Origin of the sequence: Pseudomonas syringae pv. cilantro (assembly GCF_001293775.1) — a bacterium.
In the GTDB taxonomy this organism is placed as follows: Bacteria; Pseudomonadota; Gammaproteobacteria; order Pseudomonadales; family Pseudomonadaceae; genus Aquipseudomonas; species Aquipseudomonas syringae_P.
Map to the genome: position 1 here is coordinate 12,635 of NZ_LGLN01000024.1, position 20,159 is coordinate 32,793.

19 protein-coding genes are annotated in these 20,159 nt (G+C 59.4%); 9 read left to right on the forward strand and 10 right to left on the reverse strand.

Annotated elements, in window-relative coordinates:
* The first annotated feature begins 46 nt into the window (after nt 1-46).
* Nucleotides 47-787: a phosphatase PAP2 family protein gene (locus ABJ99_RS04240; RefSeq protein WP_054084746.1), complete on the forward strand. Its 741-nt coding sequence runs from the start codon at nt 47-49 to the stop codon at nt 785-787.
* 83 nt (nt 788-870) lie between these two features.
* Here the strand turns inward: ABJ99_RS04240 and groL are convergent, their stop codons facing one another.
* The 3 genes from groL to ABJ99_RS04255 all read right to left on the reverse strand — a co-directional run bounded on the left by groL (nt 871) and on the right by ABJ99_RS04255 (nt 3,601).
* Nucleotides 871-2,514 (reverse strand): chaperonin GroEL, encoded by a 1,644-nt coding sequence (groL, locus tag ABJ99_RS04245; RefSeq protein ID WP_054084747.1) that lies wholly within the window; start codon nt 2,512-2,514, stop codon nt 871-873.
* A gap of 49 nt (nt 2,515-2,563) precedes the next feature.
* Complete coding sequence (locus ABJ99_RS04250; protein WP_003304675.1) at nt 2,564-2,857, reverse strand: co-chaperone GroES; 294 nt, start codon at nt 2,855-2,857, stop codon at nt 2,564-2,566.
* A 252-nt stretch (nt 2,858-3,109) separates the two neighbouring features.
* Nucleotides 3,110-3,601: an FxsA family protein gene (locus tag ABJ99_RS04255; RefSeq protein ID WP_054084748.1), complete on the reverse strand. Its 492-nt coding sequence runs from the start codon at nt 3,599-3,601 to the stop codon at nt 3,110-3,112.
* 334 nt (nt 3,602-3,935) lie between these two features.
* Between ABJ99_RS04255 and ABJ99_RS04260 the strand changes: the two genes are divergently transcribed.
* Nucleotides 3,936-4,694 carry an SDR family oxidoreductase gene (locus ABJ99_RS04260; RefSeq protein ID WP_054084749.1) on the forward strand — a complete coding sequence of 253 codons (759 nt, stop codon included), beginning with the start codon at nt 3,936-3,938 and terminating at the stop codon, nt 4,692-4,694.
* A gap of 100 nt (nt 4,695-4,794) precedes the next feature.
* On the opposite strand, the gene ABJ99_RS04265 is transcribed toward ABJ99_RS04260, so the two are convergent.
* The gene (locus ABJ99_RS04265; protein WP_054079822.1) at nt 4,795-5,802 is read right to left on the reverse strand and encodes a DUF481 domain-containing protein; all 1,008 of its coding nucleotides are present in this window, start codon (nt 5,800-5,802) and stop codon (nt 4,795-4,797) included.
* 159 nt (nt 5,803-5,961) lie between these two features.
* Here ABJ99_RS04265 and ABJ99_RS04270 point away from each other — a divergent pair, with 159 nt between their 5' ends.
* The 3 genes from ABJ99_RS04270 to ABJ99_RS04280 are packed head-to-tail and all read left to right on the forward strand — an operon-like array spanning nt 5,962 to nt 8,266.
* Nucleotides 5,962-6,318 carry an MGMT family protein gene (locus ABJ99_RS04270; protein ID WP_007248927.1) on the forward strand — a complete coding sequence of 119 codons (357 nt, stop codon included), beginning with the start codon at nt 5,962-5,964 and terminating at the stop codon, nt 6,316-6,318.
* A gap of 54 nt (nt 6,319-6,372) precedes the next feature.
* On the forward strand, nt 6,373-7,923 hold the full coding sequence (locus ABJ99_RS04275; RefSeq protein WP_007248928.1) for an AmpG family muropeptide MFS transporter: 1,551 nt from the start codon (nt 6,373-6,375) through the stop codon (nt 7,921-7,923).
* 28 nt (nt 7,924-7,951) lie between these two features.
* Nucleotides 7,952-8,266, forward strand: coding sequence for a hypothetical protein (locus tag ABJ99_RS04280; RefSeq protein WP_054084750.1), 315 nt, complete (start codon nt 7,952-7,954; stop codon nt 8,264-8,266).
* Between the two features lie 65 nt (nt 8,267-8,331).
* Here the strand turns inward: ABJ99_RS04280 and ABJ99_RS04285 are convergent, their stop codons facing one another.
* Complete coding sequence (locus tag ABJ99_RS04285) at nt 8,332-9,162, reverse strand: mechanosensitive ion channel family protein (RefSeq protein WP_007248930.1); 831 nt, start codon at nt 9,160-9,162, stop codon at nt 8,332-8,334.
* A gap of 101 nt (nt 9,163-9,263) precedes the next feature.
* Nucleotides 9,264-9,743, reverse strand: coding sequence for a YajQ family cyclic di-GMP-binding protein (locus tag ABJ99_RS04290; protein WP_007248931.1), 480 nt, complete (start codon nt 9,741-9,743; stop codon nt 9,264-9,266).
* Nucleotides 9,744-9,914: 171 nt separating this feature from the next.
* Between ABJ99_RS04290 and ABJ99_RS04295 the strand changes: the two genes are divergently transcribed.
* The 3 genes from ABJ99_RS04295 to ABJ99_RS04305 are packed head-to-tail and all read left to right on the forward strand — an operon-like array spanning nt 9,915 to nt 13,509.
* Entirely contained in the window at nt 9,915-10,835 is a 921-nt protein-coding gene (locus ABJ99_RS04295) for a putative 2-dehydropantoate 2-reductase (protein WP_054084751.1), read from the forward strand.
* Between the two features lie 43 nt (nt 10,836-10,878).
* Nucleotides 10,879-12,915: a sensor histidine kinase gene (locus ABJ99_RS04300; RefSeq protein ID WP_054084752.1), complete on the forward strand. Its 2,037-nt coding sequence runs from the start codon at nt 10,879-10,881 to the stop codon at nt 12,913-12,915.
* 15 nt (nt 12,916-12,930) lie between these two features.
* Nucleotides 12,931-13,509: a cob(I)yrinic acid a,c-diamide adenosyltransferase gene (locus tag ABJ99_RS04305; RefSeq protein WP_054084753.1), complete on the forward strand. Its 579-nt coding sequence runs from the start codon at nt 12,931-12,933 to the stop codon at nt 13,507-13,509.
* A gap of 157 nt (nt 13,510-13,666) precedes the next feature.
* On the opposite strand, the gene ABJ99_RS04310 is transcribed toward ABJ99_RS04305, so the two are convergent.
* From ABJ99_RS04310 to secA, 4 genes are all read right to left on the reverse strand, one after another.
* Nucleotides 13,667-14,617 (reverse strand): Nudix family hydrolase, encoded by a 951-nt coding sequence (locus tag ABJ99_RS04310; RefSeq protein WP_054084754.1) that lies wholly within the window; start codon nt 14,615-14,617, stop codon nt 13,667-13,669.
* A gap of 2 nt (nt 14,618-14,619) precedes the next feature.
* Nucleotides 14,620-15,246, reverse strand: a complete 627-nt coding sequence (locus ABJ99_RS04315; RefSeq protein ID WP_054084755.1) for a glutathione S-transferase family protein — start codon at nt 15,244-15,246, stop codon at nt 14,620-14,622.
* A gap of 57 nt (nt 15,247-15,303) precedes the next feature.
* On the reverse strand, nt 15,304-16,521 hold the full coding sequence (gene argJ / locus ABJ99_RS04320; RefSeq protein WP_007248938.1) for a bifunctional glutamate N-acetyltransferase/amino-acid acetyltransferase ArgJ: 1,218 nt from the start codon (nt 16,519-16,521) through the stop codon (nt 15,304-15,306).
* Nucleotides 16,522-16,632: 111 nt separating this feature from the next.
* Nucleotides 16,633-19,374, reverse strand: a complete 2,742-nt coding sequence (gene secA, locus ABJ99_RS04325; protein WP_054084756.1) for a preprotein translocase subunit SecA — start codon at nt 19,372-19,374, stop codon at nt 16,633-16,635.
* A gap of 304 nt (nt 19,375-19,678) precedes the next feature.
* Between secA and ABJ99_RS04330 the strand changes: the two genes are divergently transcribed.
* Entirely contained in the window at nt 19,679-20,134 is a 456-nt protein-coding gene (locus ABJ99_RS04330; protein ID WP_054084757.1) for a DUF721 domain-containing protein, read from the forward strand.
* Nucleotides 20,135-20,159 lie beyond the last annotated feature (25 nt).

Here is a 20,159-nt window from a genome sequence, read left to right on the forward strand (position 1 = left end):
TAGCCCGTAAAAACAGCCGCCGTTCACCCATCGTTCTGGATTCGATATGTCGAAAACCGTCGCCCCGCCCTACTCTCGCTCGCTCAATCCATGGATTTATCTGGGCATCCCCATCACTGTCGCGATAGTGCTGGTGCTGCTCGAACTGACCTCGCTGGACATGGACATCGCCAAAATGGCCTACGACCCGGTCAGTGGCGAGTTCATCGGCAGGCACAGTCACTTTCTCGAAGATGTGCTGCACGACCGCGCCAAACAAATGGTCATGGCCTTCGGTGCCCTGGCCATCATCGGCTTTGCCGCGTCATTCAAGGTAGAACGTCTGATTCCATGGCGCAGGGAGCTGGGTTGCCTGGTGCTGTCCATGGCCCTGTCGACCGCCTTCGTCACCCCGGTGAAAGTCGTGACATCGGTGCAATGCCCGTGGAGCCTGAAAGAGTTCGGCGGCGAGGAAACCTACAGCGAACTATTGAGCCCGCGCCCCGCCACCGAAAAACCCGGACGCTGCTGGCCGGGTGGTCATGCGGCGACCGGCTTTACCCTGTTTGCACTGTTTTTTGCGCTGCGGGATCGTCGCCCACGGCTGGCAAAAGCGGGACTGGCGCTGGCCTTCGGTCTGGGATCGATATTTTCCATCGGCCGGATGCTGCAAGGGGCGCACTTCTTTTCCCATAACATCTGGACGGCAGTGTTTTGCTGGTTGATCTGTCTGGGGGTTTATTATTTCGTGCTGTATCGGCCTACGCCCAAGCAGCAGGTAAAAACGGAAACTCAGGCGACTCACTGAGTATTCCGACCCAAATTACCGGCATAAAAAACCCCGCACAAGGCGGGGTTCTTTATGGGTGTAGCTTAAGGGGTAAAGCCGGCTTACATCATGCCGCCCATACCACCCATGCCGCCCATGTCCGGCATGCCGCCGCCTGCTGGCTTGTCTTCAGGCACATCAGCGATCATTGCTTCAGTGGTGATCATCAAGCTGGCGATGGAGGACGCCGCCTGCAGAGCAGAGCGAGTCACTTTGGCCGGGTCGAGGATACCCATTTCGATCATGTCGCCGTATTCGCCGGAAGCAGCGTTGTAACCGAAGTTACCCGAACCCTGCTTGACCTTGTCGACAACCACGCTTGGCTCGTCGCCGGAGTTGGCAACGATCTGACGCAGAGGCGCTTCGACTGCACGACGCAGCAGAGCGATACCGACGTCCTGATCGGCGTTGTCGCCTTTCAGACCTTCGATAGCCTGCAGCGAGCGAACCAGTGCTACGCCACCGCCAGGTACCACGCCTTCTTCAACGGCTGCACGGGTTGCGTGCAGGGCGTCTTCAACGCGGGCTTTCTTCTCTTTCATTTCAACTTCGGAACCGGCACCGACCTTGATCACTGCAACGCCGCCAGACAGCTTGGCCAGACGCTCTTGCAGTTTTTCCTTGTCGTAGTCCGAGCTGGTGTCGCCGATTTGCTGGCGAATCTGAGAGATGCGCGAGTCGATATCGGCTTTAACGCCAGCACCATCGATGATGGTGGTGTTTTCTTTGTTCAGAATGACGCGCTTGGCATTACCCAGGTGTTCCAGGGTAGTGGTTTCCAGGCTCAGACCGATCTCTTCGGAGATGACGGTACCGCCAGTCAGAACAGCGATGTCCTGCAGCATAGCCTTGCGACGGTCGCCGAAACCTGGCGCCTTGACCGCTGCAACCTTGACGATGCCGCGCATGTTGTTGACAACCAGAGTTGCCAGCGCTTCGCCTTCAACGTCTTCAGCAACGATCAGCAGAGGACGACCAGCCTTGGCGACTGCTTCCAGAACCGGCAGCATTTCGCGAATGTTGGAGATCTTCTTGTCAACCAGCAACAGCAGCGGGCTGTCCAGCTCGGCCACCATGGTGTCCGGCTTGTTGATGAAGTACGGGGACAGGTAGCCACGGTCAAACTGCATGCCTTCTACAACAGACAGCTCGTTGTCCAGACCCGAACCTTCTTCAACGGTGATAACACCGTCTTTGGTCACTTTTTCCATGGCTTCGGCAATGATGTCGCCGATGGAGTGATCCGAGTTCGCCGAAATAGTACCGACCTGGGCAATTGCCTTGGTGTCGGTGCACGGCTTGGACAGCAGCTTCAGCTGAGCAACGATGGCGATGGTCGCCTTGTCGATGCCGCGCTTCAGATCCATCGGGTTCATGCCGGCAGCGACAGCCTTCAGGCCCTCGTTGACGATTGCCTGAGCCAGAACGGTAGCAGTCGTGGTGCCGTCACCGGCGTCATCGTTGGCACGGGAGGCAACGTCTTTGACCAGCTGCGCGCCCATGTTTTCGAAACGGTCTTTGAGCTCGATTTCCTTGGCAACCGACACACCGTCTTTGGTGATCAGCGGAGCGCCAAAGCTTTTCTCGATGATGACGTTACGGCCTTTTGGGCCCAGGGTCGCTTTTACTGCGTCAGCCAGGACGTTTACACCGGCGAGCATTTTTTTACGGCCAGCATCGCCGAACTTAACTTCTTTAGCAGCCATGATCATTATTCCTTGAATACTTTGTGGTAACGGAAATCAGCGGGAGCACTCAGCCTTCGACAACAGCAAGAATCTCGTTCTCGCTCATCACCAGCAGGTCTTCGCCGTCTACTTTCACTGTGTTGCTGCCGGAATAAGGGCCGAACACAACCTTGTCACCCACTTTTACGGCCAGCGCACGCACTTCACCGTTGTCCAGCACGCGGCCGGTACCTACAGCGACGATCTCGCCACGGTTAGGCTTTTCAGCAGCCGAGCCTGGCAGAACGATACCGCCGGCAGTTTTCGTTTCTTCTTCACTGCGACGAATGACGACGCGGTCATGCAGAGGACGAAGCTTCATTGCGATCTCCTGATTATGTTTTTTTATCGGCCGGTGAGTGCACTGGCCGGTTCAAATCCGGACTTGCCGGTTACGGTTCGACGCGCGAACCGCAGAATACGGTCTGGCCTTCAGGCCAGAAACCTTGCGGTGACCCATACATAAGGGCGAGCGAGTTGATTACAAGTCTTGGCACAGAAAATTTTTACAATCCGATACCCGTTCTGAAACCAGCGCGGCACCCGAAGGTGCCGCGCTGCGAGGCTGTGCAGGTTACTTGTCGCGGTGTTCGAACTCGCCCTCGATGACGTCGGGTTCGCGGGTCGATTGGTGAATCGCACTGGGGCGGCTGGCGGGCCCTTGATTGGCGGGTGTTTGCAAATCGTCAGCAAAAGCGCGTTGACGCATCGCCTGATCCTGAGCGCGCTGGCGCACTTTGCTGATCAGCAGGCGACGGGTTATCGGCAACAGACAGATCACGCCGAGAATGTCACTGATGAAACCCGGCAGCAGCAACAGACCACCACCCACAGCAACCATCAGGCCTTCGAGCATCTCCTGGGCAGGCAACTCGCCGCGCGTCAGGCTTTCGCGCGCGCGCAGCGCCGTTGCAAAACCGGCCACTCGCATCACGAACAGCCCGAGCATGGACGTCGCGACGACCAGCAGAAAGGTCCAGAGAAAGCCGATGGACATCCCGACTCGAACCAGCAGAAAGAGCTCGAGCACCGGGAATAATAAGAACAGCAGCAAAAAAACACGCATCAAATGAGTTCCTCAGGGGAAGAATGCCTTCCGAGTAGACCGTATGTGATGTCAGAAGATCGTTAATTCAAGCTCCGCGCATCTCGGTCGCAGGCTGATTATGCGCATAAACCGGCTGAACACAGGCTTCACGAACGTGTATCGGTGTATTTCAAGGCAGGGCAAATCTTCGGTCACAGCAGCGCCGGGCATTGGCTGGAGCCCCTGCTGCAGCGTCTTGCCGCGAAGGGAAGACGAGCGCGCGGAAACAGAATATAACGTCGTCTGGCTATGGCATTAGCACTCGCATCCAGCCAGTGATGCCATGGAAACGATCAACTGATTGGGCACGCACATGGAATTGAAAGACAAGCTGATAATAATCACCGGCGGATGCCAGGGCCTGGGCAGAGCCATGGCCGAATATCTGGGCAGCAAGGGCGCTAACCTTGCGTTGCTGGACCTGAATCAGGAGAAGCTGGACCAGGCGGTCGCCGCCTGCGAAGCGCTAGGCGTCAAGGCGCGCGCCTACCTGTGCGACGTCGCCAACGAAGATCAGGTCGTCGACACGGTCGACAAGGTCGCTAACGATTTTGGCGCCATTCACGGTCTGGTGAATAACGCCGGCATCCTGCGTGATGGCCTGCTGGTCAAGGTCAAGGACGGCGTGATGACCAAGCTGAGCCTCGCGCAATGGCAGGCGGTCATCGACGTCAACCTGACCGGCGTGTTTCTTTGCACCCGCGAAGTGGCAGCGAAAATGATCGAGCAGAAGAGTCAGGGCGCGATCATCAACATCTCGTCGATTTCCCGGGCCGGAAATATCGGACAGACCAACTATTCAGCCGCCAAGGCAGGTGTCGCGGCTGCAACAGTGACGTGGGCGAGGGAGCTGGCGCGCTATGGCATTCGCGTGGCGGGCGTGGCGCCGGGGTTCATTGAGACCGAGATGACCGGCAGCATGAAGCCTGAGGCGCTGGAAAAAATGACCTCAGCCATACCGCTCAAACGCATGGGCAGGCCGGACGAGATTGCGCACTCGGTGGCTTATATTCTGGAGAATGATTATTTCAGCGGACGCATCCTGGAGCTGGATGGCGCGATGCGGATCTAGGATCTGCTCCTGTTTCATCGCGGCCGCGTCGGAGTCTGTTTTGCCGCGAGGCAAGGCAGGCCCGACCCTTCGGGTTGCGTGCCAAATNCCTGCCAGTCGCTTACCAGCTCACGCCAAAGCCAGCGGTGTAGCGCGTCTTGTCGACGTCGCCATTGCTCGAACCGCTGATGACGTTCTTCTCGGCTTTCAGATTGAGCGACGCCCAATCGGTGACCTTGTAACGCAGGCCTGCCTCGGCATCCAGCGAGTAATCGGCTACGGCACTCAACGGTTTGCCCAGTTCGCCGTTGGTGAAGAATTCGACTTTCTTGCCGATCAGGTAGCGGGTGTAGTCCCAGGTGCCTGCCACGGAGTAGAAGTTTTCTTTCTGGCCGTTGGAGAATTCGAAGTCTGTGCGGTTGAGCAGCGCGCCGACTTTAAAGGCGCCCAGCTCGTCATCCCACAGCTGATAACCGGGACCGGTACCGACAACGCGCTGACGGGACAGATCTTCGACCTTGTCACGCTTGTAGCTGATGCGGCCGTCCCAGAAGAATTTCTCGGTCAGGAAGCGGTCCAGCGAGTACTCGGCGCTCCAGTTGTCGGTGCCGACCACTTCGTCCGTGGTCTCGCGGTTGTAATCGCCCCTGGCATTGTGGCGCCAGTCGCCATGACGAGCCGAGGTCTTGAAGGCGACGTTGTAGTCATTGGTATCGTTTTCAGCCTGCTGGAAGTCCAGCGCGGCATCGATATTGCCCTTCCAGACCAGATCGGTGATCACCGGTTTCGGCTTGATGATCTGCTGAATGCTCGCCAGCTCGACGGTCTTGGGCGCATCACCATTGGCCAGCACGACCTTGCCGTCATCGGCAGCCTGCAACGATTTGGCGACTTCGCCGGTGTGCTCGTCCTGCTTGACCAGCAAAGGCTGGTCGCTTTTCAGCGTCTTGACCTGTTTCCAGTCCAGCGCGATGGCGCCGCCGTACTCGGTCTGCAGCAGCAACTTGCCGCCATCGAACACTTTAATGGTCCCGGTCAGCCGATCGCCGTTCTTCAACCAGACGGTATCGGCAAGCAACGGAGTGGAGACGGCGGTGATTGCAAGGCACAGCAGGGTTCTGGACAACATAAGCGATAACTAGGCTCTGTAAGGCGGGAAATCGGGCATTATCCTGCGGGAAGGCGTCGGGGCGATCCATGTACCACCAAGCACGGTGGTAACAGACAGCCTGATTCAGCAAAAGTTCAGCGAACGACAATCAATATCGTTTTTATACAGGATTAATGTGTGGCTGACCCGAACTTGACATTACTTTACCCAGACGGGCAGTCGCCTGACGAAGTGCGACGTGCCGCTCTTTACCTGACCATGGCGCAAATACCGGAGGGCAAAGTAGTCGCCTACGGTCAGTTGGCCGAGCTGGCAGGCCTGGGCCGCGCCGCGCGCTGGGTCGGGCGCACGCTGAGTCAGTTGCCGGACGGCTCCTCTCTGCCGTGGCACCGGGTTTTAGGGGCTGACGGTCGCATCAGCCTGCCCGTCGGCAGCGCTTCCGGTGACGAACAGCGCGCACGTTTACGGGCCGAGGGCGTTACCGTTACGAATAATCGGGTTGATATGCAGCGCCATGGCTGGCGTCCGCTATAGCACAGCGGTTAGAGTGCGCCCTTTGTTTTCGTAACCTGAGGCAGATTCCAGCCCATGCCCCGTAAAACCTGGCGCGCCGCGCTCGCCGCATATGCCAGCCCGTCGACATTAGTGTTACTGCTGCTCGGATTCGCTGCGGGCATGCCTTACATGCTGGTCTTTTCAACGTTATCCGTCTGGTTGCGCGAAGCGGGTGTTGCTCGTGAAACCATCGGCTATGCAAGTCTGATCGGTCTGGCCTACGCCTTTAAATGGGTGTGGTCGCCCTTGCTCGACCAATGGCGCCTGCCCCTGCTCGGCAAACTCGGGCGCCGCCGCTCCTGGCTGGTGCTTGCGCAAAGCCTAGTGATTCTGGGCCTGATCGGCATGGGTTTCTGCGACCCGCAAAAACACCTGTCGTGGTTGATCGCCATTGCGGTAGTGGTGGCCTTTGCCTCTGCGACTCAGGACATCGCCATCGATGCCTATCGTCTGGAAATCGCTCAAGACACCCAGCAGGCCGCCCTCGCCGCCAGCTATATGTCGGGCTATCGGGTCGCCGCGCTGCTGGCAACCGCCGGCGCGCTGTATTTCGCCGAAGGCTTCGGCTCGACCGGCTTTGCCTACAAGCATTCGGCATGGACCGGCACCTATGTGCTGTTCGGCCTGCTGATGCTGCCCGCGCTGGTCACTACGCTGATCATGCGCGAGCCACCAGTGCCGCTGCGCACTCAGCTGTCGGCCGCGCGCTACGGTTTCACTCACCAGTTGGCGTCGGTGTTCGTACTGATCGTATTGCTGGTGTCCGTGCCGGCGATGTTTACCCAGCTTTACAACACCGACTTCGCCAGCGTGCTGTTCGACGGCACCAGCTGGATGGACCTGTTGCTGGAAGACCGGGCGTTTCTGCGCGCCATTCTCTACACGCTCCTGACCTTCGCCTGCCTGTCTGCAATGGGCCGGCGCGGTCTGGCACCGGTGCTGACACCGATCAACGATTTCATCATGCGCTACCGCTGGCAGGCCCTGCTGTTGCTGGGCCTGATCGCCACCTACCGGATGTCGGACACGGTGATGGGCGTGATGGCCAACGTGTTCTATATCGATCAGGGCTTCACCAAGGATCAGATCGCCAGCGTCAGCAAGATCTTCGGCCTGATCATGACCCTGCTTGGCGCAGGTGTCGGAGGGCTGCTGATCGTGCGTTTCGGCATTATGCCGATCCTGTTCATCGGCGGCCTGACCTCGGCATCGACCAATATTCTGTTCCTGCTGCTGGCAGACATGGGCCCGAACGTGAAGATGCTGATCCTGACCATCTCACTGGACAACCTCAGCTCAGGGCTGGCGACCTCGGCGTTCGTCGCCTACTTGTCGAGCCTGACCAACCTGAAGTTCTCTGCCACGCAATACGCCCTGCTCAGCTCCATCATGCTGCTGTTGCCGCGCCTGCTGGGCGGTTATTCCGGTGTGGTGGTGGAAAAGTTCGGCTACCACAACTTCTTCCTGATCACCGCCCTGCTGGGTATCCCGACGCTGGTGATGATCATCCTGCAATGGAACAGAGAGATACGTACGGCGCAGACCGAGGAGCCCAAGCAGGTTTCCCCGGTCGACCAGCCCTGATCCCTGGCTAACCCATCAAGGAACACCCTTGGACACTGAAAACAAAGCACGCTCTTTCAACCCGGTTCCACTGGGCCTTATCAGCCTGGGAATCTGGCTGCCGATCATCGGCGCCGCATTCCTGTCGAGCGGGCCTGCCGATCCGTCCGGATCGATGGCTTTCAGCGGCGGCACGGTCATCCTCGCGCAGATTGAAATCTTTGCGGTCATCTTTCTGCTGCTGTATGCCATCGCCATAAAGCCGTGGCGGCTTTCCAGAACAGTACGCACAGTGTTCTGGATCAACGCAGTGGCCGCCGTCGTTGCGGCAATTACCATCATTACTACGCTGGCCAGGATGTAGTGACCGCAGGGCGAAAAAAAGCCCTGACTCTCGCGAGCCAGGGCTTTCCCATATCGGTCTGACCACTATTCCTGAACCACCCGCACAATCCGCTGCGGCAGTGGAATCTCGATTCCGGCGTCCTTCAAACGGTCGCGCGCCTCGATGTTGAACATCGACGTCACATCGCCCATATCGCCCGTACTGGTCCAGACCCGCAATGACAGGGTAATCGCGTTCTCGCCAAGCGCTGCCACCACGGCCTGCGGGGCCGGGTCTTGCAGCACGCGGGGGTCATCGGCCATGTCCAGCAGGACCTGCAAGGCCTTCCTCAAATCCGCATCATGGCTGACGCCGATGTCGAAGGTGATTTTGCGGGTCGGCTGGCGGTTGGTATTGGTGATGATGCCATTGGACAGGTTGCCGTTGGGGATGATCACGGTACGGTTGTCGCCGGTGCGCAGGACGGTGTGGAAGATCTGGATGTTGTCGACGGTTCCCGACACACCCTGGGCTTCGATCCAGTCGCCGATACGGAACGGACGAAACAGCAGAATCAGCACGCCGCCTGCAAAGTTCGCCAGGCTGCCTTGCAAGGCCAGACCGATGGCCAGACCGGCCGCACCGATCGCGGCCACGAACGAGGTGGTTTCGACGCCGATCATCGACGCGACGCTGACCACCAGCAGGATTTTCAGAATGATGTTCGCCAGGTTGCTGACGAAGCCCTGCAAGGCCAGATCAGCGTGGCGCAGCGCCAGTAAGGCGCCCAGCCTGCCGGTTAGCCGATTGATCAGCCACCAGCCCAGGCACAGCGTTACCAGGGCCAGCAGCAAACGGCTGCCGTATTCCATGATCATCGGAATCCACGCCTGCGACGCTTGCCACAGATGACCGACTTCAGCGTTTAAATCCATTGTTGTCCCCATTACCCGTTACGAACCGACGTCAAATCGCGCTCAAGGCGATTCGGACTGGCCGGGGACCGCAAGGGTTCCCCGCAGCACAGTACCCATGTTCAGTCACGGAAGTTATTGAATTGCAACGGCATGTCCGCATCGTAGGCACGCAGTGCAGCGATGGCTTCTTGCAGATCGTCACGCTTTTTGCCGGTCACCCGAACCTGCTCGCCCTGAATGGCGGCCTGAACCTTGAGCTTGGCTTCTTTGATGTGAGCAACGATTTTCTTCGCCAGCTCTTTGTCGATGCCTTCGCGCAGCGTGGCTTCCTGCTTCATCAGCTTGCCGGACGCATAGGCGTCTTTGACTTCAAGGCACTTGGCGTCGATCTTGCGCTTGACCAGCGCCAGCTTGAGGATCTCGATCATGGCTTCCAGCTGAAAATCCGCTTCAGCCGTCAACGTGATGGTCAGTTCCTTGAACTCGAACGTGCCTTTGCCTTTGAGGTCGTAGCGACGGTCCAGCTCTTTGATGGCGTTGTCGACGGCATTCGTGACTTCGTGTTTATCCAATTCGGACACTACGTCGAACGAGGGCATGTATGTTCTCCAGATAAACGGCGTGCGCACAAGGATCGGGCACGCATGACTTGACGGTTTGAAAGAACGCTCATTATAACGAGACTTTCCCTGCGTTCACTGTGAGCCTTTCATGCACATCCCTGTTTTCACGTTCAGCAGACCGTTTCCGTCCATGATCGTGCCACGCTGATGGCCGTGATCTGGCATGTGCTGGGGGCCGGCAGTCTAGGTTGCCTGTGGGCGACGCGTCTGCGCCGGGCAGGCCTGCCGGTGCGGCTGATACTGCGTGACGCCGAGCGGCTGGCGGCGTATCGCGCCAATGGCGGCTGCGTGACGCTGATCGAAAACGCGCTGCCCCAGGCTTATCCCGTCGATGCGCAGACGGCAGATCGGCAAGAACCGATCGAACGCCTGCTGGTCGCCTGCAAGGCCTACGATGCCGAACAGGCCGTTGCGCAGTTGATTCCGCGCCTTGCGAAGGGCGCCGACGTCATCCTGCTGCAAAACGGCCTGGGCAGTCAGGACGCGGTGACAGCGCGCATTCCCGACGCTCGCTGCCTCTTCGCCTCCAGCACCGAAGGTGCATTTCGTGAATCGGACTGGTGTGTCAGGTTCGCCGGCCACGGTTTCACCTGGCTGGGTGATGCCACCAACCCGGTTGCACCGCTGCTGTTGAAGGATTTGCACGACAGCGGCATTCCTCATGAATGGACGCCGGACATCCTCTCGCGGTTGTGGCGCAAGCTGGCAATCAATTGCGCGATCAACCCGCTGACCGTGCTGCACGACTGCCGTAATGGGGGGCTGCTGGAACATGGCGGCGAGGTTGCAACCCTCTGCGCCGAACTGACGCAACTGCTGGAGCGCTGCGGTCAGTCCGCTGCCGCCCAAGACCTGCACAGCGAAGTGCTGCGCGTGATCAACGCCACGGCAGCCAACTACGCGTCAATGCATCAGGATGTCGCCAACCGGCGACGCACCGAAATCCGTTACCTGCTCGGCTATGCCTGCGCTGAGGCAGTTCGCCATCACTGCCCGACGCCACACCTGCAGCATTTGCAGACGCTTCTGACAGCTCATCTGGCAAGCAAGGGTTTGCGTACTGACTAGCCCGCGCTACCCTGCTCGCACCACCCGCCACTGCGACTCGCCCATGCCTTTGCGCCAACGCCTGGAAAACCTGCCGGTCGGCCAGAAACTGCTGGCCGCCCTGCTGATCCTGATGACCACCGTGCTGCTGGTCGCCAACCTGACTTTCATCAGCGCGGCCTATTACATCTCTCAAGAGGCCATGGCCCCGCAGGCCCTGCAAACCATCGGCCGCCTGATCAGCAGCGCCAACCTCAACGAGCGGGCCTTGTACTCGCCGAAGGAGGCGCGCGCCTTGCTCAAGGAATTGAGAAGCTACGGACCGTTACGGGCGGCAGCGCTGTATGACAACAACGGCGAGCGGCTGGAGCAGATGCATCAGGGCGAAAGCCTCGAGCTGCCCCGGCATTTCAAAGACCTGGACAACTGGCGTCTGACCGAATTTCGCAGCACCCAGGTGATTACCGTGCCCAAAGGCGACGAACCGCCAGGGCATCTGTTGCTGGTCGCCAGCAGCGAGCTGCCTGCAGCGTTCTACACCGGCACGCTGACCGCCAGCCTGGGCATCCTGGTGTTCAGTGTGCTGCTCTGGCTGGTCGTCGCCCGGCAGATCCGGCGCCTGATCACCGAGCCTATCTATCAACTGGAAGAACTGTCCCGACGCGTCACCCGCGAAGAGAACTACGCACTGCGCGCCGAGCCTGGCAACGAGGATGAAATCGGCAGTCTGGCGGAAGCGTTCAATACCATGCTGTCGCGTATCGAGGCCCGCGAGCAGCAACTCAAACGCGCCCGCGACGACTCTCAGGAAGCCTACGATCAGGCACAGGGGCTGGCCGAGGAAACCCGTCACACCAACCGCAAGCTGGAACTGGAAGTGCAGGTGCGCAGCAAGATCGAGAAAAAGCTCACCGGCTTCCAGAATTACCTCAACAGCATCATCGATTCGATGCCCTCGGCCATGATCGCGCTGGACGAGCAGCTTTACGTGACGCAGTGGAATCAGGAAGCCACTGCGCTGTCCGGCACCACGCTGGACGAAGCGCTGAACCAGCCGATCTTTCTCGCCTTCGAGCCGATGCGCTCGTTCCTGCCGCAGATCAAACACACCGTCGAGCGGCACAGTGTGACCAAGATCGAGCGCGTGACCTGGATCAAGAACGAAGAGGCGCGCCACTACGCTCTGACCTTCTACCCGTTGACGGGCGATGCCGGGCGCGGCGTGGTGATCCGCATCGATGACATCACTCAGCGTATCTCGCTGGAAGAAATGATGGTGCAGTCGGAGAAAATGCTCTCGGTCGGCGGGCTGGCGGCGGGCATGGCGCATGAGATCAATAACCCGCTGGGGGCCATTCTGCATAACGTGCAGAACATCAGGCGGCGCCTGTCTCCGGAATTGCCGAAAAACGTCGAGCAGGCCGAAGCCGATGGCATCGATCTGGCGCTGGTCAATCAATACCTGGAGAGCCGCGAGGTTCCAAAACTGCTGGACGGCATTCAACAGGCAGGCGCCAGGGCGGCGAAAATCGTCAGCCACATGCTCAATTTCAGCCGCTTGAGCAGCCGCCAGCTGGCACCGTGCGATCTGCCTGCGCTGATCGATCAAGCGGTGGAAATCGCCAGTAACGACTTCGACCTGACCATCGGATTCGACTTCAAGGGCCAGCACATCATTCGCCAGTTCGACCCGGAGCTGGGCCCGGTGCCGTGCATTTCCAACGAGCTGGAGCAGGTGCTGCTGAACCTGCTGAAAAATGCCGCGCAGGCTATTCACCAGCGGCCGGACAGCGCAGAACCAGGGCGCATCATTCTGCGCACCCGCCTCAATCCGCCGTGGGCCGAGATTCAGGTGGAAGACAACGGCATCGGCATGTCGGAAAACGTTCGCAAGCGGACGTTCGAGCCGTTTTTCACCACCAAGGAAATCGGTCAGGGCACTGGACTGGGGCTTTCGGTGTCGTACTTCATCATCACCAATAACCACAAAGGCCAGATGGAGGTGCAATCCTCCCTCGGCATGGGAACCTGCTTCACGCTGCGTTTGCCATTGGTCGCCAATCAGGCCAGTGTTCAGCAGCAGGTTATTTCCAAATCCTGATCAGGAGCCATCGCAATGGGCTTTCGTTTGTCGAAGATTTACACACGTACTGGTGACACCGGAGAAACCGGACTGGGCGACGGCCGTCGGGTGTCCAAGGACCACCCGCGCGTTGAGGCCATCGGCGAAGTCGATACCCTGAACAGTCAGCTCGGGTTGCTGCTGGCCGGGCTGATCGATGAGGCTCAGCGCGTTCCGGCACTCAACGAAGTCATCGAAGTGCTTACGCCCTGCCAACATCGATTGTTCGATCTGGGTGGGGAGCTGGCGATGCCGAGCTACAAGGCGCTGAACAGCACCGAAGTCGAGCGGCTGGAAGCAGCGATTGATGTGTGGAACGACGAACTCGGGCCACTGGAAAATTTCATTCTGCCGGGTGGCTCATCACTGATTGCCCAGGCGCACATCTGCCGCAGCCTGGCACGCAGCGCCGAACGCCGCTGCCAGCACCTGAATGCGGTCGAACCTCTGGAAGGTGCCGGGCTGGCGTACATCAACAGGCTGTCGGACCTGCTGTTCGTTGCCGCCCGCCTGATTGGCAGACGGCAGGGCATTGCGGAAATACTCTGGCAACCTGCGCCCAAGCCGGTTTGATGGGCATATCTATGACACGGGACTTCACAGAAGGCATCCTCACCAGCGTCTTAGCGTTATGTAGACCTTGTGGGAGCGTCGCCCGGCTCACTCCCACTAGACTTTTGTATATCCCTAGGGCATGCCGTTCTGGACGCTTTGCGTCCTCTGTGGCGACTCAGATGATTTCGTCAGGCCAGAACGCGCGGATCCCGGCTACGCCTTGCGCGCCGCTTTCCCAGGCTTTTTGACGCTCAGTCGGACCTACGCCGCCCAACAGAAAAACCGGTTTGTTAAAGCCTGCGATCAACTGTGTCGCCTGTTCCCAGCCCAGCGGCTGTGCATCCGGATGGGTCAGGGTGGGTTGAACCGGTGACAGGGTGACGAAATCCACGCCCATCTGTTCGGCGAGGGCCAGTTCTTCTGCGTTATGACAGGACGCCGCCAGCCAGCGATGCTCAGGGAACGGACGGCCTCGGCTGGCGTACTTGCGCAGTTGTTCTGCCGTCAGGTGCCAGCCAGCGGACGGAAAGTCTCCCAGCCACTCCAGAGGGCCCTTGAGCATGAGTTGCGCCTTGCCTGCGCACAGCCCCGCCGCATCGACCGCCAAATCGCGATACTTCGGGTCGTAGCCGCCCGGCGCACGCAACTGAACCAGCTTGATGCCCCCGGCGATTGCTTTCTGCACGCCACGCAGCAGCTCGATGGAGTCCAGCCCGTCCGGCGTGATCAGGTATTCAGCAGGCAAGCGTGCTGCCGCGACAATCGGCTGGTTGGCCGCCGGAAACTCGTAACCGGCAAGCTCGCGCGGCGTCACCCAAGCCAGCGGCTGACCTTCTGCACCATGCGGTTCGCCAGTGAATGCAGAAACTTCCCACACATCCAGCAGCACCTGCTTGTCCGGGTAATCATGGCAAACCTTGATCAACGGATGAGCAGCAGCCACAACGATGCCCAGCTCTTCCTGCAGTTCACGTGCAAGCGCCGCCTCGACGGTTTCGCCCGCCTCGACCTTGCCACCGGGAAATTCCCAGAGACCGCCCTGGTGCTGGCTGTCTGCACGTCGGGCGATCAGGACTTTATCGTCAGAACCACGAATGACTGCGGCGGCCACATGAACTCGTTTCACGATCAGGACTCCTCCAGACCAGCCTGCTGCCAGCGCTTGAAGGCAGGCCATTGGTAGATGGTTTCGATATAAGCCAGCGCTTCGGCAGGCAACTGGACACGATAGCCACGCAGACGGATCGCCACTGGCGCAAAGAACGCATCGGCGATGCTCGGCTTACCGAACAGAAACGGGCCAGCCTCGGCAGCAGCGGCGCGGCACTCGGCCCACAGCGCAACAATACGGTCGATGTCGTTCTGAGTGTCGACCGAAATCACTTCAAGCGCCTGATCCTGACGCAGGTCCATCGGCATGTTCGAGCGCAGGCTGACAAAACCGCTGTGCATCTGCGCACAGGCCGAGCGCGCCTGGGCACGGGCAGCGATATCACGCGGCCATAACTCGACGTCCGGGAAACGCTCGACCAGGTACTCGCAAATCGCCAGCGAATCAATGATCGTGCCATGCTCGCACTGCAACGCAGGCACTTTACCGGTAGGCGAGTACTTGAGAATGTTCTCGCGGGTATCAGGCTGATTAAGACGAATCACCTGATCGGTGAAGGGCGCGCCGGTCATGTCCAGGACCAGCCATGGACGCAGCGACCAGGAGGAGTAGCGTTTGTCGCCGATAATCAGATGCAGGCTCATGGTTCAGCTCCGTTGAGTCCGGCGCGAGAACAGGATGCCCCCGCGCTGGACGTTGAATCAGGTGCGGTATTCGGCGTTGATCTTCACGTATTCGTGGGAAAGATCGGTGGTCCAGATGGTTTCGCTGCAATCACCGCGGCCCAGCTCGATACGGATGGTGATTTCTTCTTCCGCCATGACCGCCGAGCCCTGCTCTTCGGTATAGGTGGTCGCGCGGCAGCCCTGGCTGGCGATGCAGACACCGCCGAGGAACACGTCGATCTTGCTGACGTCGAGATCCGGCACGCCTGCACGGCCGACAGCTGCCAGAATACGGCCCCAGTTCGGGTCGGACGCGAACAGCGCGGTCTTGATCAGCGGCGAGTGAGCGACCGCATAACCAACGTCCAGGCATTCCTGATGATTGCCGCCGCCATTGACTTCCACGGTCACGAATTTGGTCGCGCCTTCGCCGTCACGCACGATGGCCTGAGCGACTTCCATGCAGACGTCGAACACGGCCTTCTTCAAGGCCTCGAACAGCGGGCCTTTGGCCTCGGTGATTTCAGGCAGACCGGCCTGACCGGTGGCGATCAGCATGCAGCAGTCGTTGGTCGAAGTGTCGCCATCGATGGTGATGCGATTGAAGGACTTGTTGGCACCGTCGCGGATCAGGTCCTGCAAGACGCTTTGCGAGACTTTGGCGTCGGTCGCGATGTAGCCGAGCATGGTCGCCATGTTCGGACGAATCATGCCCGCCCCCTTGCTGATGCCGGTCACAGTGATGGTGACACCATCATGGGTGAACTGACGGCTTGCGCCTTTGGGCAGGGTATCGGTGGTCATGATCCCGGTCGCCGCAGCGGCCCAGTTATCCACAGACAGATCGTCGAGCGCGGCTTGCAGCGCGCCTTCGATCTTTTCCACAGGTAACGGCTCGCCGATCACACCGGTCGAATACGGCAGCACCGCCGACGCATCAACGCCCGTCAGTTGCGCCAGCGCTTCACAGGTACGACGCGCCGCCGCCAGACCCGGCTCGCCGGTGCCCGCGTTGGCATTACCGGTATTGGTCAGCAGATAACGCACTGTGCCCTGCACACGCTGTTTGGCCAGAATGACCGGCGCGGCGCAGAACGCATTCAAGGTGAATACGCCGGCAACGCTGGAGCCTTCGGCACAGCGCATGACCACGACGTCCTTGCGCCCCGGGCGCTTGATGCCGGCAGACGAAATGCCGAGTTCAAAACCGGGAACCGGGTGCAACGCAGGCAACGGACCAAGACCAACAGCCATCGGGGTGCTCCTCAAGGAGTAGGGGCGCCGTCCACATCGGTACGGCTATCAATGAAAAAACGCCGCGACGGGCAAGCCGGTCGCGGCGCAGGTATCACACAGTCAAAAGGCTTAGCTGATCTGGCCGTGACAGTGCTTGAATTTCTTGCCCGAGCCACACCAGCACAGCTCGTTGCGACCCAGTTTCTGGTCATTGCGCACGGGCTCGGAAGCGACAGCTACCGGCACTTCGCTACTTTCCTCATCCACCAATGGCTGGTCGAGACCCGGCGCTGGCGCGTGTTCGAACTGCATGCGGCTGGCCAGCTCTTCGGCTTCCCGGCGCTGACGAGCCTCTTCTTCCTCGGGATCTTCGCGACGGACTTGAACATGTGACAGGACACGGATGGTGTCGCGCTTGATCGAATCCAGCAGTTCCTGAAACAGGGTGAACGACTCGCGCTTGTATTCCTGCTTCGGGTTCTTCTGAGCATAACCGCGCAGGTGAATGCCGTGACGCAGGTGATCCATGGTCGACAGGTGATCTTTCCACAGGTCGTCCAGCACACGCAGGAGGATCTGCTTCTCGAACGAGCGAAGGGCTTCGGCGCTGGCCTGATCTTCCTTCTCGTTGTAAGCCACCAGCAGTTGCGCCATGATTTTTTCGCGCAAGCTGTCTTCGTGAAGGTGGTCGTCTTCGTCCAGCCACTGCTGAATCGGCAATTGCACCGCAAAGTCGGTATTCAGCGCCGCTTCCAGACCGGCGACATTCCACTGCTCCGGCAGGGATTGCGGCGGGATGTGCTGGCTGATGAGGGTGTTGAGCACCTCTTCGCGGAAGTCGGCAATCGTCTCACCGATATTTTCAGCGGCCAGCAGCGTGTTACGCATGTGATAGATCACTTTGCGCTGCTCGTTGGCGACGTCATCGTATTCGAGCAGTTGCTTGCGGATGTCGAAGTTACGACCTTCCACCTTGCGCTGCGCTTTTTCGATAGCGTTGGTCACCATGCGGTGCTCGATGGCCTCACCGGACTGCATGCCCAGCGCCTTCATGAAGTTCTTCACCCGGTCAGAGGCGAAGATGCGCATCAGGCTGTCTTCGAGCGACAGGTAGAAACGGCTGGAACCGGCGTCACCCTGACGACCGGCACGGCCGCGCAACTGGTTATCGATACGACGCGATTCGTGACGCTCGGAAGCAATCACGTGCAGGCCACCGGCCTCGATCACTTGCTGATGGCGTTTCTGCCAATCGGCCTTGATCTGGGCGATCTGCTCCGGGGTCGGATCTTCCAGGTTGGCAACTTCAACTTCCCAGTTGCCGCCCAACAGAATGTCAGTACCACGACCGGCCATGTTGGTGGCGATGGTCAGCGCACCCGGACGACCGGCCTGCGCAATGATTTCCGCTTCTTTTTCGTGGAACTTGGCGTTCAGAACCTTGTGCTCGATGCCTTCCTGGTTGAGCAGCCTGGACATGTGCTCGGACGTTTCGATGGTCGCCGTACCGACCAGCACCGGGCGGTTTTGCGCCAGGCAGGCCTTGATATCGGTCACGATGGCCGCGTACTTCTCTTCCGCCGTCAGGTAGACGAGGTCGTTGAAGTCTTTACGCGCCAGTGGTTTGTTCGGCGGGATGACCATCACGGCCAGATTGTAGATCTGGTGGAATTCGAACGCTTCGGTGTCAGCTGTACCGGTCATGCCGGACAGCTTGTTGTACAGACGGAAGTAGTTCTGGAACGTGGTCGATGCCAGGGTCTGGCTTTCGGCCTGAATGTTCAGACCTTCCTTCGCTTCGATGGCCTGGTGCAGACCCTCGGACAGGCGACGACCCGGCATGGTACGACCGGTGTGCTCGTCGACCAGCAGAACCTGACCGTCCGACACGATGTATTCGACGTTGCGATTGAACAGCTTGTGCGCACGCAGACCGGCGTAAACGTGGGTCAGCAGGCCAAGGTTGTGCGCCGAGTACAGGCTTTCGCCCTCGGCCAGCAGGCCGACTTCGGTGAGCATTTCTTCGATGAACTGGTGACCGGCTTCGTTCAGCTCGACCTGACGCGTCTTCTCGTCAACGGTGAAATGCCCCGGCTTGGTGACCTCGCCTTCCACTTCCTCGATGTGCTGCTCGAGCTTGGGGATCAGGCGGTTGATTTCGGTGTACAGCTTGGAGCTGTCTTCGGCCTGACCGGAAATGATCAGCGGGGTACGCGCTTCGTCGATCAGAATCGAGTCGACTTCATCGATCACGGCGAAATTGAGTTCACGCTGGAACTTGTCGTCCATGCTGAACGCCATGTTGTCGCGCAGGTAATCGAAACCGTATTCGTTGTTGGTGCCGTACGTGATGTCGGCAGCGTAAGCGGCGCGCTTCTCTTCCGGCGGCTGGAATGGCGAGACGATGCCTACGGTCAGACCGAGGAATTCGTACAGCGGGCGCATCCAGTTGGCGTCGCGGCGTGCGAGGTAGTCGTTCACGGTGACCACGTGAACGCCCTTGCCGGACAACGCATTGAGGTACACAGCCAGGGTGCCGACGAGGGTTTTACCTTCACCGGTGCGCATTTCCGCGATCTGACCTTCGTGCAGGGTCATGCCGCCAATCAACTGAACGTCGAAGTGGCGCATGCCCATGACGCGTTTGCCCGCTTCACGAGCGACGGCAAAGGCTTCAGGCAGCAATTGATCGAGGGTCTCGCCTTTGGCTATGCGGGCCTTGAACTCTTCGGTCTTGGCGCGCAATTGCTCGTCCGAAAGGGCCACCATTTGCTCTTCGAAGGCATTGACGATCTGTACCGTCTTGAGCATGCGTTTGACTTCACGCTCGTTCTTGCTTCCAAAAAGTTTTTTCAACAAAGGCGCAAACATATCGACAGGATCTTCCACACATAGGAATGGAGGGCGGCCCCGTGAGTCGCCCGTGCAGCCCAGATGGCCACATGCGAACGAGCATTCTACCCGGAAACGGTGGTGAGGAAAGTGGCGTTATTCCACGATGCTGGCACAGCGCTGTGACGGGGCAGATTTACAATGGGGCCATTTTCAAGCACTTCAACCCGAAAAATGGGGAAGTTACTCATTGATTTGCATATGAAAGCACGGAAACGCCTCAGAAAGCAGCCGTCAGAATGCTTTCTGTTAACATGTTCGTCTTGTTACCAGGCAATTACCCATGGCCTTTCGTCCCCTCAACGCCCGCCCCCCTGCGGTTCTGCTGCGCGAAGCCAAGCCGCTGAAGGCCATCTTTCGCCACGCCGAACGCCTGAGCCATCTGCAGCGCTTGCTCGAAAGCCAGTTGCAACCGGCAGCGCGTGAGCATTGTCATGTGGCTTCGTGGCGCGAGGGCACTTTATTGCTGATCGTGACAGACGGTCACTGGGCCACGCGCCTGCGCTACCAGCAAAAGCGCCTGCACCGACAACTGATCGCCTTCGACGAATTCATCAACCTGACCCGGATCGTCTTCAAAGTCCAGCCGCCCGAAGCCCCACGCGGCGCTGCCACGCACACCATCGATCTGTCGACCGTGGCCGCCGAAAACATCCAGGCCACCGCCGAAGGCATCAGCGACCCCAAGCTGCGCGCGGCACTCGAGCGCCTCGCCAGTCATGCCAGGGACAGGAAGTAAAGCGACAGGACATAAGCACACAACC

Bases quoted from the DNA above. Each gene is read 5' to 3' on its own strand.
- ABJ99_RS04265 (WP_054079822.1), bottom strand. From the start codon at position 5,802: ATGTTGTCCAGAACCCTGCTGTGCCTTGCAATCACCGCCGTCTCCACT.
- ABJ99_RS04250 (WP_003304675.1), bottom strand. From the start codon at position 2,857: ATGAAGCTTCGTCCTCTGCATGACCGCGTCGTCATTCGTCGCAGTGAA.
- ABJ99_RS04295 (WP_054084751.1), top strand. From the start codon at position 9,915: ATGGCCGTGATCTGGCATGTGCTGGGGGCCGGCAGTCTAGGTTGCCTG.
- ABJ99_RS04300 (WP_054084752.1), top strand. From the start codon at position 10,879: ATGCCTTTGCGCCAACGCCTGGAAAACCTGCCGGTCGGCCAGAAACTG.
- argJ (WP_007248938.1), bottom strand. From the start codon at position 16,521: ATGGCTGTTGGTCTTGGTCCGTTGCCTGCGTTGCACCCGGTTCCCGGT.
- ABJ99_RS04290 (WP_007248931.1), bottom strand. From the start codon at position 9,743: ATGCCCTCGTTCGACGTAGTGTCCGAATTGGATAAACACGAAGTCACG.
- ABJ99_RS04330 (WP_054084757.1), top strand. From the start codon at position 19,679: ATGGCCTTTCGTCCCCTCAACGCCCGCCCCCCTGCGGTTCTGCTGCGC.
- ABJ99_RS04285 (WP_007248930.1), bottom strand. From the start codon at position 9,162: ATGGATTTAAACGCTGAAGTCGGTCATCTGTGGCAAGCGTCGCAGGCG.
- secA (WP_054084756.1), bottom strand. From the start codon at position 19,374: ATGTTTGCGCCTTTGTTGAAAAAACTTTTTGGAAGCAAGAACGAGCGT.
- ABJ99_RS04305 (WP_054084753.1), top strand. From the start codon at position 12,931: ATGGGCTTTCGTTTGTCGAAGATTTACACACGTACTGGTGACACCGGA.
- ABJ99_RS04315 (WP_054084755.1), bottom strand. From the start codon at position 15,246: ATGAGCCTGCATCTGATTATCGGCGACAAACGCTACTCCTCCTGGTCG.
- ABJ99_RS04275 (WP_007248928.1), top strand. From the start codon at position 6,373: ATGCCCCGTAAAACCTGGCGCGCCGCGCTCGCCGCATATGCCAGCCCG.
- ABJ99_RS04260 (WP_054084749.1), top strand. From the start codon at position 3,936: ATGGAATTGAAAGACAAGCTGATAATAATCACCGGCGGATGCCAGGGC.
- groL (WP_054084747.1), bottom strand. From the start codon at position 2,514: ATGGCTGCTAAAGAAGTTAAGTTCGGCGATGCTGGCCGTAAAAAAATG.
- ABJ99_RS04240 (WP_054084746.1), top strand. From the start codon at position 47: ATGTCGAAAACCGTCGCCCCGCCCTACTCTCGCTCGCTCAATCCATGG.
- ABJ99_RS04255 (WP_054084748.1), bottom strand. From the start codon at position 3,601: ATGCGTGTTTTTTTGCTGCTGTTCTTATTATTCCCGGTGCTCGAGCTC.